Origin of the sequence: Halomonas sp. G15 (genome assembly GCF_021282295.1) — a bacterium.
GTDB lineage: Bacteria > Pseudomonadota > Gammaproteobacteria > Pseudomonadales > Halomonadaceae > Halomonas > Halomonas alimentaria.
On record NZ_JAJSPA010000006.1, the window covers coordinates 82,912 to 94,792 of the forward strand.

General features: G+C 67.4%; 11 protein-coding genes. 4 read left to right on the forward strand and 7 right to left on the reverse strand.

What is annotated here, in order from left to right; genetic code table 11:
* Positions 1-35: 35 nt before the first annotated feature.
* Both aspS and LWH48_RS04985 read right to left on the reverse strand, forming a co-directional pair.
* Positions 36-1,817 carry an aspartate--tRNA ligase gene (gene aspS, locus LWH48_RS04980; protein WP_232911671.1) on the reverse strand — a complete coding sequence of 594 codons (1,782 nt, stop codon included), beginning with the start codon at positions 1,815-1,817 and terminating at the stop codon, positions 36-38.
* Between the two features lie 61 nt (positions 1,818-1,878).
* Complete coding sequence (locus LWH48_RS04985; protein ID WP_232911672.1) at positions 1,879-2,142, reverse strand: FmdB family zinc ribbon protein; 264 nt, start codon at positions 2,140-2,142, stop codon at positions 1,879-1,881.
* 171 nt (positions 2,143-2,313) lie between these two features.
* On the opposite strand from LWH48_RS04985, the gene LWH48_RS04990 reads away from it, so the two are divergent.
* The 3 genes from LWH48_RS04990 to LWH48_RS05000 are packed head-to-tail and all read left to right on the forward strand — an operon-like array spanning position 2,314 to position 5,176.
* Complete coding sequence (locus tag LWH48_RS04990) at positions 2,314-3,252, forward strand: D-2-hydroxyacid dehydrogenase (RefSeq protein WP_232911673.1); 939 nt, start codon at positions 2,314-2,316, stop codon at positions 3,250-3,252.
* A gap of 2 nt (positions 3,253-3,254) precedes the next feature.
* Positions 3,255-4,217, forward strand: coding sequence for a ribokinase (locus tag LWH48_RS04995; RefSeq protein ID WP_232911674.1), 963 nt, complete (start codon positions 3,255-3,257; stop codon positions 4,215-4,217).
* A gap of 14 nt (positions 4,218-4,231) precedes the next feature.
* A complete protein-coding gene (locus LWH48_RS05000) occupies positions 4,232-5,176 on the forward strand; it encodes a nucleoside hydrolase (RefSeq protein ID WP_232911675.1) in 945 nt (314 codons plus the stop codon).
* 3 nt (positions 5,177-5,179) lie between these two features.
* Here LWH48_RS05000 and LWH48_RS05005 read toward each other — a convergent pair whose 3' ends face one another.
* Both LWH48_RS05005 and LWH48_RS05010 read right to left on the reverse strand, forming a co-directional pair.
* Positions 5,180-5,452 carry an acylphosphatase gene (locus tag LWH48_RS05005; RefSeq protein ID WP_232911677.1) on the reverse strand — a complete coding sequence of 91 codons (273 nt, stop codon included), beginning with the start codon at positions 5,450-5,452 and terminating at the stop codon, positions 5,180-5,182.
* 83 nt (positions 5,453-5,535) lie between these two features.
* Complete coding sequence (locus LWH48_RS05010; protein ID WP_232911678.1) at positions 5,536-6,540, reverse strand: YihY/virulence factor BrkB family protein; 1,005 nt, start codon at positions 6,538-6,540, stop codon at positions 5,536-5,538.
* 154 nt (positions 6,541-6,694) lie between these two features.
* Between LWH48_RS05010 and LWH48_RS05015 the strand changes: the two genes are divergently transcribed.
* Positions 6,695-7,789, forward strand: coding sequence for a bifunctional nicotinamide-nucleotide adenylyltransferase/Nudix hydroxylase (locus LWH48_RS05015; RefSeq protein ID WP_232911680.1), 1,095 nt, complete (start codon positions 6,695-6,697; stop codon positions 7,787-7,789).
* A gap of 19 nt (positions 7,790-7,808) precedes the next feature.
* Here LWH48_RS05015 and LWH48_RS05020 read toward each other — a convergent pair whose 3' ends face one another.
* The 3 genes from LWH48_RS05020 to LWH48_RS05030 form a co-directional block, all read right to left on the reverse strand.
* Complete coding sequence (locus tag LWH48_RS05020) at positions 7,809-8,726, reverse strand: LysR substrate-binding domain-containing protein (RefSeq protein WP_161433089.1); 918 nt, start codon at positions 8,724-8,726, stop codon at positions 7,809-7,811.
* Positions 8,727-8,791: 65 nt separating this feature from the next.
* On the reverse strand, positions 8,792-10,210 hold the full coding sequence (gene cls / locus LWH48_RS05025; protein ID WP_232911681.1) for a cardiolipin synthase: 1,419 nt from the start codon (positions 10,208-10,210) through the stop codon (positions 8,792-8,794).
* Between the two features lie 94 nt (positions 10,211-10,304).
* Positions 10,305-11,810, reverse strand: a complete 1,506-nt coding sequence (locus LWH48_RS05030) for a fumarate hydratase (protein ID WP_232911683.1) — start codon at positions 11,808-11,810, stop codon at positions 10,305-10,307.
* Positions 11,811-11,881: the final 71 nt, after the last annotated feature.

An 11,881-nucleotide genomic window follows, 5' to 3' on the forward strand; every position in this document is an offset into this window, starting at 1 on the left:
GGGCGCCGGTGAGATGCATCGGGTCGGGGTCGGTGTCACTCGCCGGTGGACTCGGCCCTGGCCTTCTGCCGCAGGCGGATATTCAGCTCCTTGAGCTGATCGCCGCTGACCTCGCCCGGCGCGTCGGTCATCAGGCAGGCCGCACTCTGGGTCTTCGGGAAGGCGATCACCTCGCGGATGGTACGCCCGCCGGTCATCAGCATCACCAGGCGGTCGAGGCCGAAGGCCAGGCCGCCGTGGGGCGGTGCGCCGTACTGCAGGGCGTCGAGCAGGAAGCCGAACTTCTCGCGGGCCTCCTCCTCGCCGATGCCGAGGATCTCGAACACGCGGCGCTGCATCGCCTGGTCATGGATACGGATGGAACCACCGCCCAGCTCGGTGCCGTTGAGGACCATGTCGTAGGCCCGCGAGAGCGCCTCGGCGGGGTTCTCCTTGAGCTCCTCGGGGCTGCATGCCGGCGAGGTGAAGGGGTGGTGCAAGGGGCTCAGGCGACCGTCGTCGTCGGCCTCGAACATCGGGAAGTCCACCACCCACAGCGGCGCCCACTCCCGAGTGTAGAGGTCGAGGTCCTCGCCCAGCTTGACGCGCAGCGCACCGATCGCCTCGTTGACGATGCGCGCCTTGTCGGCGCCGAAGAAGATGATGTCGCCGTCCTCGGCACCCACCCGCTCGAGCAGCTCTTCGACCACGTTCTCCATGAACTTGACGATGGGCGACTGCAATCCCTCGAGCCCCTTGGCGCGCTCGTTGACCTTGATCCAGGCCAGGCCCTTGGCACCGTAGATGCCGACGAACTTGGTGTACTCATCGATCTCCTTGCGCGAGAGCTTCGCGCCACCGGGCACGCGCAGGGCGGCCACGCGGCCGTCGTCGGCGCTGGCCGGCCCGGAGAAGACCTTGAAGTCGACCTGCTTCATCAGGTCATCGACGTCGGTGAGCTCCAGCGGAATGCGCAGGTCGGGCTTGTCGGAGCCGTAGCGGTTCATCGCCTCATGCCAGCTCATACGCGGGAACTCGGGCAGCTCGACGCTCAGCACCTCCTGGAACAGCTGGCGGATCATCGCCTCGGTGATGCCCATGATGTCCTCTTCTTCCACGAAGGAAGCCTCGAGGTCGATCTGGGTGAACTCCGGCTGACGGTCGGCGCGCAGGTCCTCGTCGCGGAAGCACTTGGCAATCTGGTAGTAGCGGTCGAAGCCGGCCACCATCAGCAGCTGCTTGAACAGCTGTGGCGACTGGGGCAGCGCGAAGAAACTGCCCGCATGGGTACGGCTGGGCACCAGGTAGTCGCGGGCACCCTCGGGGGTGGCACGGGTCAGGATCGGCGTCTCGATATCGAGGAAGCCCTGGCCCTCGAGGAAGGCGCGCACGCTGTGGGAGATGCGCGAGCGCAGGCGCAGCTTGTCGATCATCTCCGGGCGACGCAGGTCGATGTAGCGGTGCTTGAGACGCACCTCCTCGCCCACCTTGCCATGCTCGTCGAGCTGGAACGGCGGGGTGGCGGCGGTGTTGAGCACCTCCACGTCCTTGGCCAGCACCTCGATCATGCCGGTGGGCATGTTGGGGTTCTGGGTGCCCTCGGGACGCAGCCGGATGCGGCCCTGGATGCGCAGCACGTACTCGCTGCGCGCGCGGTCGGCGTTGGCGAAGGCCTCAGCGGTATCGGGGTCGACCACGACCTGGGCGATGCCGTCGCGATCGCGCATGTCGAGGAAGATCACGCCTCCGTGGTCACGGCGGCGGTGAACCCAGCCGCACAGGGTGACCGTCTGGTCCACCAGGGTCTCGTTGAGCTGGCCGCAATAATGGCTGCGCATGTCGTGTCCTGTTCTGTTGCGTGGTGTAAGTCGAATAACGTGAAACGACGAGGGGCAGCCCTCAGGCCGCCGCTCCATCCTTCTTGCTTGTCTTGCCGTCCGGCGTGGCGCCACCGCCGTCACCGGCGAGGTTCTTCTTGCTGCCGGACTTGAAATCGGTTTCGTACCAGCCACCGCCGGCCAGTCGGAAACCCGCGGCGGAGACCAGGCGCGACAGCGCCGAGGCCGAGCAGGCGGGGCAGTCGGTCAGCGGCTCTGCGCTGAGCTTCTGAAGCTTTTCCAGGCGGTGGCCGCAGGCCTTGCACTCGTATTCGTAGATGGGCATGGTTTGATCACTCCAAATCGTCATCACCCAGTTCAGGACGCGGTCGGGCTGGGCCCGACACAGGCGATATGCGGCCGGCCATGGCAACTTCCAAGCCTGCCAAAGCCCACTATTATAGCGCGCCACACACCAGTGCGGGCAAGGCGCACCTCACACAGCAAGGAACCTCCGATGAAAGCCGTCATTCTCGATGCCGCAAGCCTCGGTCCCGATGTCGACCTGGCCCCTCTTCGCGAGCAGCTCGATGACCTGGTGGTCCATGAAAGAAGCACTACCCACGAGGCCCGGGAGCGCCTCGCCGCCGCCGAGGTCGCCATCGTCAACAAGGTGGTACTGGACGCCGAGACCCTGGAGGCCCTGCCCTCCCTGAAGCTGATCTGCGTACTGGCCACGGGAACCAACAACATCGACATGGCCGCGGCCAGGCGCCTGGGCATCGCGGTGAAGAACGTGACCGGCTACGGCACCGCCAGCGTGGCCCAGCACACCCTGATGCTGCTGCTGGTCCTGGCCAATCGCCTGCCGCTCTATCAGCGCGACGTGGCGGAAGGCCGCTGGGGCGAGAGCCCCTTCTTCTGCCTGATGGATCACCGCACCCTGCAGCTCGAGGGCAAGCACCTGGCGATCGTCGGCCAGGGGGAGCTGGGGAGCCGTGTGGCACAGCTGGCCGAAGCCTTCGGCATGCGCGTGACCTTCACCGCCCGTCCCGGCAACGAGGCCCATGACGACCGCCCGGGGCTGGCCGAGCTGGCCTCGGAGGTGGATGCGATCAGCCTGCACTGTCCGCTCAACGAGGCCACCCATCACCTGGTGGATGCCGACCTGCTGGCACGCCTCAAGCCGGGCGCCCTGCTGGTCAACTGTGCCCGAGGCGGCATTATCGACGAGGAAGCGGCGCTCGCCGCCCTGCGCGAGGAGCGGCTGGGCGGACTTGCCGTGGACGTGCTGCCCGAGGAGCCGCCGCGGGATGGCCACCCGCTGATCGATGCGCTGAACGATCCGCTCAACTTGATCGTCACGCCCCACAACGCCTGGATCACGCCCGAGGCGCGCCAGAACGTGGTGGCGCTGACGGCCGACAACCTCCGCGAATGGGCACGGGGGCAGTGACGATGCAGCGAGTCGAGAGCCAGCACTTCTACTGCCACAACTATGGCTCCATCAACCTCGACCACTTCTACCGGGTGCCGCACCTGGTGTCCCCGGGGGAGACCCTGGCCAGCCGCGACTACCGCGTGGGCCTGGGTGGCAAGGGCGCCAACCAGTCGCTCGCCATGGCCCGGGCCGGTGGCCACCTGAGCCACTGGGGGCGAGTCGGGCGCCAGGACGCCTGGGCCCGCGACACCCTGGCCCGGGCTGGCGTCGATGTCGGCCAGGTCAGGCTGGTCGATGAGCCCAGCGGCCACGCGATCATCCAGGTGGATGACAGCGGCGAGAACGCCATCATCCTGTTCCCCGGCGCCAACCACGGAAACTCGCGAGAGCAGTTGGTCGAGCTCGTCGATGCTGCCACCCCGGGTGACTGGCTGCTGCTGCAGAACGAGCGTAGCGGTCTGGAGGAGCTGATCCCGCTGGCCGTCGAGCGGGGCCTGAAGGTGGCCTTCAACCCGGCGCCCATGGATGACAGCGTGGTGCAGCTGCCGCTGTCGCTGTGTTCCGTGCTGTTCGTCAACCGCACCGAGGCCGCCCGACTGGCTGGCCTTGCCGTGCAGAGCAGCGCCGAGGCTCTGCTCGATGCCCTGGCCTCACGGCTGCCCGAGACCGAGCTGGTGCTAACCCTCGGCGGCGAAGGCGCCTGGTACCAGCACCACGATGAACGCCGCCACCAGCCGGCGCTACCGGTCATGGCGGTGGATACCACCGCCGCCGGCGACACCTTCATCGGCTACTACCTGGCGGCCCGTCAGGCGGGCCTGCCCGTCGAGGCATGCCTGCGCCGCGCCGCCACCGCCGCCGCCCTGGGCGTACAGCGCCCGGGGGCGGCGCAAAGCATCCCCACCCTCGACGAGGTGGAACGTGCCCTCACCCAGGGCCCCGCGGCGCCCGAGGCGCCCATTACCCCCGAAGCCCCCTGACCGTGGAGAGAGCCGTGACCCATTCCATCATCTTTGATACCGATCCGGGCGTGGACGACGCCCAGGCCATCGCCATCGCCCTGAGACACCCAGAGATCGAGCTGCTGGGCATGACCACCACCTACGGTAATGTCGACGTGGAGGTCGCCACCCGCAATGCGCTACTGCTGGCCCAGCTGGCCGGGCGGCACGACGTTCCGGTGGCCCAGGGCGCGGCGGGACCGATGGTTAAGGCGCGCCACGCGCCGCCGGCGCACATCCATGGTGCCAACGGCCTGGGCGATATCGCCCTGCCCGAGGTCCAGGGAAAGGCCGATCCCCGCAGCGCGGCGCAGTTCATCGTCGACACTGTGAACGCGCGCCCCGGCGAGGTGACCCTGGTGGCGGTGGGCCCGGTGGGCAACCTGGCCGCGGCGCTGCAGCTCGACCCCGCCATCATCGACAGGGTGAAGGGTGTGGTGATCATGGGGGGCTCGATCCGCGAGGGAGGCAACGTGACGCCGGTGGCCGAGGCCAACATGTTCAATGATCCCGACGCCGCGTCGCGGGTGCTGACCGCCGGTTGGCCGCTGACCCTGGTGGGGCTCGACGTCACCCACCGCTGCGTGCTGACACCGGCGCACATGGCGCGCATCGAGGCGGGCCAGGGGGAGCTCGGCAAGGTGCTGGCCGGCAGCTACGCCTTCTACCGCGACTTCTACCACGAGTTCCTGGGCATCGACGGCTGTTGCCCCCACGACAGCTGTGCGCTGGCGTGGCTGCTGCGCCCGGAGCTGTTCACCACGGCGCGCGGCCACCTCACCGTGGCCACCGAGGGCGACGCCGAGGGGCAGACGATCTTCGCCCCCGAGGGACGCGGCTTCATCGAGGCGCGCTGGTCACGCACCCCGGCGGTGGAGGTGTGCCTGGAGGTCGACGGCGAGGCGGTCAGCGACTGGATCGCCGACGTGCTCGCCTGAGGCTCAGGTGGTCCGGAAGTCGTCCGGGGCGTGGGTGTCGAGCACCTCGAACTCCACATGAGTGACCCGGGCGTTCTCCGGCCCCTTCCACAGCCACTCGGCGACCTCCTTCACGGCCTCGCGGCGGCCGCACAGCAGCACCTCCACGCGGCCGTCGGGGAGATTGGTGGCATGGCCGGTGAGGCCGTGCTTCAGCGCCTGCTCCTGGGTGGCACGGCGATACCTGACGCCCTGGACCTTGCCGGTCACCAAGGCCTTCACGCAGGTCGTCTCCATGGCGAACTCCTTGTCTCGATGGCCGGCCTCCTTTCTACCAGCCGCCAGCGCGCTCGGCCAGCCTCGGCGTGGCAGGCGTGCCCTCAGGCGACGTCGCGCCGGGACGAGGAGGCCTCCGGTGTCGCGGCGCCACCGCTGGCCGGCGACTGATGCGCATCCTCGAGCAGCTCGCGGCGCACCACCACCGCGGTGTTGCGCGGCACCAGCGGCTTGCCACGTTCGGCCAGGTGGCAGCGGGTGAAGGCCGCGCCGAACAGCAGGATCAGCGAGCTGTAGTAGACCCACAGCAGGATCATCACCACCGAGCCCGCCGCGCCGTAGGTGGAAGCGGTGGCGGTGTGCGAGAGGTAGAGGGCGATCATTGAGCGTCCCACCGCGAACAGCAGCGCGGTGACCACGGCCCCCACCGCCACGTCCCGCCAGCTCAGCACCACGTCCGGCAGCACCTTGAAGATGGTGGCGAAGAGCGCGGCGATCACCACCAGCGAGACCAGGAATTCGGCTCCGGTGGTGAGCAGGCCGACGTAGGGCAGCAGGGTGTCGGCGGCCTGCAGGGTGGCGCGCAGCATCACCCCGAGCACCAGCGACACCAGCAGGATGAAGCCGATGGCCAGTACCACGGTCAGCGACAGCAGGCGGTTCTTGACGAACACCAGGGCGCTGTTGGCGCTGGGGCGGGCGGTGACGCCCCACAGGGTGTTGAGGGAGAACTGCATCTGGGCGAAGACGGTGGTGGCACCGACCATCAGGGCGCCGATGCCCAGCAGGCTGGGCAGCAGGCCGGACTCCTCGATGCGTGACTGGGCGACGGCGGCCTCGATGGCGGCGGCGGCATCGAGGCCCATGGTGCCCTGAAGCTGGGCGACGATCTGGCCATGGGCGGCCTCCTCCCCCAGCACCAGGCCGATCACCGTGACCGCGATGATCACCGTCGGCGCCAGCGAGAAGAGGGTGTAGAAGGCCAGCGAGCCGGCGTAGCTGAAGGCGTTGCGCTCCAGCCACAGGCGGATGGCGCCATGCACCACGCGCCACCAGAACAGCAAGCCAGCCTTGAGCCGGGCGGGCGTCAGTTTCCTCGGATCGAACATCGAACTCCCCACTTCCCTGTAACCTGTCGAAACATCGTTTCGCCACAGCATACCCGAAGCCCGCCCGAGGCGTCTCGCCGAAGCCAGCAGGCGCATTGCAAGCCACTGTCAGCACAAACATAATGGAGTGATCACTTCACAGCAGGCCCCTCGAATGAGCCCTTGCACGGACGCCACTTCCGAGAGCCCCGATTTCGACTGCCTGGTCTTCATCGGTCGCTTCCAGCCGCCCCACCTGGGCCATCTCGCGGTGATCCACCAGGCCCTTAAGCGTGCCCGGAAGGTGATCGTGATGGTGGGGTCGGCCTGGCAGGCGCGCTCCCTGCGCAATCCCTGGCGCTTCGAAGAGCGCCGCGCCATGCTGCGCAGCGCCTTCGATGCCGAGGAGAACGAACGCCTTGCCGTGGTACCGCTGCTCGATGCGCTCTACAACAACGACGTCTGGGTGCGTGACGTGCAGCGCAAGGTACGCGATATCGCCAGTCCCCTCGGGGCGCGACTGCCGCGCATCGGCCTGATCGGTGCCAGCCGTGGTCAGTCCAGCTATTACCTTTCTCTGTTTCCCCAATGGGAGTCGGTGAGCGTGCCACTGGTGGAGGGCATCTCCGCCAGCCAGATCCGTGAGCGGCTGTTCCGCTCCACGCCCTCTGCCGGCGACTACCTGAGCACCGGCGCCTCCCATGATCTGCCGCCCGGTGTCGTCGAGGCGCTGCGCGACTTCTGCGCTGGTGAGGGTTACCGCCAGTTGATCGAGGAGCAGGTGCTGCTCGACCAGTACCGCAGCGCCTGGGCCCAGGCGCCCTACCCGCCCATCTTCGTCACGGTCAATGCGGTGGTGGTGCAGTCCGGGCATGTGCTGCTGGTGCGGCGCACCGCCGCCCCGGGCAAGGGGCTCTACGCCCTGCCAGGGGGGTTCATCAATCCCCATGAACGCCTGCTGGATGCCTGCCTGCGAGAGCTGCGCGAGAGGGTACGGCTGAAGGTGCCGGAGCCGGTGTTGAAGGGGTCGCTGCGCGGCCAGCGCCTGTTCGACGAGCCCCATCGCAGTTGGCGGGGGCGTACCCTGGCCGAAGCCTTCTACTTCGCGCTGCGCCCGGAGCAGCAGCTGCCGCGCCTGAAGCCGGTGCAGGGCGGCGATCACGCACGCTGGGTGGCGCTGGCCGACCTCGACCCGGAGAGTCTGTTCGAGGACCACTTCTTCATCATCCAGGACTTCCTGGGGCTACCCGCCGATTTCGGCGGTTCCTGATCCAGCACACCGCGCCCTGTCAGGCCTCCAGGAAGTCCCGGGGTAACTTCTGCATCTGCTTCCAGAGCTTCTCGACGCCGGGCTTGTGCACCAGAGAACAGCGGTAGAGGCGGATCTCCAGAGGGATATCCCACTTCTCGTCACCGGCCCGTACCAGGCGGCCATCCTTGAGCTCCTCACGGATGCAGAAGTCGGGAATCCAGGCCATGCCGATACCCTGCATCACCATGCCCTTGAGCCCCTCGGCCATGGCCGTCTCGTAGACGGTGCGCAGGCGAAGACGCAGCGGGTCGTTCTTGAGCAGCATGCGCACGCTGCGCCCGAGGAAGGCGCCCTGGGTGTAGGCGAGATAGGGAATTGACTCCTCCCCCTGCAGGGGGAAGCGTGGCTCACCGTCCTCGTCCGGTAGGCAGACCGGCAGCATCTTCACCTGGCCGATGGAGAAGGAGGGGAAGACCTCGGAGTCGAGCTGCATGGTGGCGTGGGAGTCGTGATAGGCGAGCATCAGGTCGCAGTTGCCTTCGCGCAGCACGTGGATCGCCTCGCCCACGTTCATGGCGACCAGGCGGGTGGGCAGTTCGCCGACGCCCTGCTGCAGGCGCGAGATCCAGGGCGGGAAGAAGCTCAGCGCCAGGGAGTGCGCGGCGACGATGTCCAGCGCCTCGTTGGCCATGGCCAGGCCACGCAGATGCCCCAGACTCTCGTTGAGCTGTTCCACCAGGTTGCGGGCGGTGACCAGGAAGAGCTGACCTTCCGGAGTCAACCCGACCGGGGTGGTGGAGCGGTCCACCAGGGTGGCACCCACCGCTTGCTCAAGGGAGCGGATGCGGCGACTGAAGGCCGGCTGGGTGACATGGCGCTGACGCGCCGAGGCGGAAAAGCTGCGCGTATTGGCCAGGGCAACGAAGTCCTCCAGCCACTTGGTCTCGAGGTTCACCGCGACTCCCGATCCGTGGTGGGCGTAACGACCGACCATGCCGGTCATCGCAAGCATTTAATATATCACTGAATCGGGGCCAGCAGGTAGGCGGCTCGGGAGAGCAACTTGCGCCACAATGGCCGCGAGGTGATCTCCTCGATATCGATGCGACGGCAGTCGCTGAAGTCCTTCTCGAGCATCAGGCGGACCTGGGCGGCAAACTGGCGGTCAGGCAGAAAGGCGGTGATCTCGAAATTGAGGCGGAAGGAGCGATTGTCGAGGTTGACCGTGCCGACGCTGGCCGCCGCATCATCGATCAGCATGACCTTCTGGTGCAGGAAACCGGGCTGGTAGCGGTAGACCTTGACGCCAGCACGCAGCATATCGGGCAGGAAGGAGAAGGCCGACAGGAACACCAGCAGGTGATCGGGACGCTCGGGCATCATGATGCGCACGTCCACGCCGCGCATGGCCGCCAGACGCAGGGCATCCTGCACCCCCTGGTCGGGCACGAAATAGGGGCTGGTGACCCAGAAGCGCTCCCGGGCGCTGTGAATGGCGTGCTGGACCAGCAGGCTGGCGGTGTCCTGCGAGTCGGCCGGGCCCGAGGGCACGATCACCACACTGTGGCACTCCTCGCAGGTCAGCGTCGGCTGCCAGGCCAGGTTGATCAGCTCACCGGTCGCCCAGTGCCAGTCCTCCCAGAAGGCCTCCTGAAGCCCCAGTACACTGGGCCCGCTCAGCTTGAGGTGGGTGTCGCGCCAGGGGCCGTGGCGGGGATGGTGCCCCAGGTACTCGACGCCGACGTTGAAGCCACCGAGCCACCCTTCCCTGCCGTCCACCACCAGCACCTTGCGGTGGTTGCGAAAATTGAGCTGGAAGCGATGCCGAAAGCCCCGCGAGGAGCGGAACGCGCTGACCTCGATGCCCTCCTCGGCCAGGTCACGCAGATAGCCTTCGTTGAGCTGGTGGCTGCCCACCTCGTCGTACAGGAAATAGACCCGCACGCCTCGGCTGGCGGCGCGCACCAGATGCCGTTTGAGCTCGCTTCCAAGAGCATCGTTGCGCACGATGAAGAACTGCACCAGCACATACTCCTCGGCCCTCTCGATACCGTCGAAGAGGCTGTCGAAGGTCGCCTGGCCGTCGATCAGTAATTCGGCACGGTTGCCGCTGGTCATCGGCATCTGGGCCAGCTGCTCCACCGCACGCACATCGGGGTCGCGGGCATCGGCGAGAAAGGGTTCGACCTGGGAGCAGTAGCGGGCCAGCACCCGGCGCAGCACGCTGTCGCGCTCGCCACGGGCCGAGACATAGCCATAGAAGCGCGGCTGCCCGAAGATCCAGTAGGCAGGCACCGCCAGATAGGGAAAGGTGAGCAGGGAGAGGATCCAGGCGATGGCTCCCTGGGAGGTACGGCTGGACAGCAGGGCAAGTACCGCGGAAAGGATACCCAGCAGATGTACCGTAAAGATCGCCAGCCCGATCAGCCAGGACGTCATGCGCACTCCCTGCAAAAACAGTCTAGTGCAGCATACTCAAACGACAGCGGCCCCGCCAGAAGGCGGGGCCGCGGTAGCGCCTGAAGCGTCTGGGTCACGCCCGCTCGGCGATGATCTCCTTCCACTTGGCCGGGCCGGTCTGGTGCACCGAGGTGCCCTGGCTGTCCACCGCCACGGTCACCGGCATGTCCTCGACCTCGAACTCGTAGATCGCCTCCATGCCCAGATCCTCGAAGCCCACCACGCGGGACTTCTTGATCGCCTGGGCGACCAGGTAGGCGGAGCCGCCCACCGCCATCAGGTAGACCGCCTTGTTGTCGCGGATCGCCTCGATGGCCGCCGGCCCGCGCTCGGCCTTGCCGACCATGCCCAGCAGGCCAGTCTCCTCCAGCATGGTACGGGTGAACTTGTCCATGCGAGTGGCGGTGGTGGGACCGGCCGGACCGACGACCTCGTCACCCACCGGATCCACCGGACCTACGTAGTAGATGAAGCGACCCTTCAGGTCCACCGGCAGCGGCTCGCCCTTGGCGATCATGTCTACCATGCGCTTGTGGGCGGCATCGCGACCGGTGAGCAGCTTGCCGTTGAGCAGCAGGGTGTCACCGGGCTGCCAGGTCTGCACCTCCTCGGGAGTGACGCTGTCGAGGTCGACGCGCTTGACGTTGTCACCCATCTCGCGGGTGATCTCGGGCCAGTCCTCGAGCTTCGGCGCCGGCAGCGCCGCGGGGCCGGAGCCGTCCAGGGTGAAGTGGGCGTGGCGGGTGGCGGCGCAGTTGGGGATGATCGCCACTGGCTTGTTGGCGGCGTGAGTCGGGCAGTCCTTGACCTTGATGTCGAGCACCGTGGTCAGGCCGCCTAGGCCCTGGGCGCCGATACCGCTCTTGTTGACCCGGTCGTAGAGCTCCAGGCGCAGCTCCTCGGCGCGGTTGGAGGCACCGCGAGCCTGCAGCTCCTGGATGTCGATGGGGTCGAGCAGCGCCTCCTTGGCGATCTCCATGGCCTTCTCGGCGGTGCCGCCGATGCCGATGCCCAGCATGCCGGGCGGGCACCAGCCGGCGCCCATCTTGGGCAGCTGCTCCATCACCCAGTCGACCACGTTGTCGGAGGGGTTGAGCATGGCGAACTTGGACTTGGCCTCGCTGCCGCCGCCCTTGGCCGCCACGTGGACCTCGACGGTATCGCCGGGCACGATCTTGTGGTGGATGACCGCCGGGGTGTTGTCGCCGGTGTTCTTGCGTGCGCCGTCCGGATCTGCCAGCACTGAGGCACGCAGCACGTTGTCGGGCAGCCGGTAGGCGCGACGTACGCCCTCGTTGATCATGTCGTCCAGGCTCATCTCGGCGTCCCACTGGACGTTCATGCCCACGTGGACGAAGACGGTGACGATGCCGGTGTCCTGGCAGATCGGCCGGTGGCCCATGGCGCACATGCGCGAGTTGATCAGGATCTGGGCGATGGCGTCCTTGGCAGCGGGATTCTCCTCACGCTCGTAGGCCGCCGCCATGGCGTCGATGAAGTCCTTGGGGTGGTAGTAGGAGATGTACTGCAGGGCATCGGCGACGCTCTGGATCAGATCGTCCTGGCGAATCACGGTCATCAGCAAGGGACTCCTTGGCGTGGTCGGCTTGCCCGCATGGCGTCGGGGCGGCATGGCGGGCTCGAACGGCG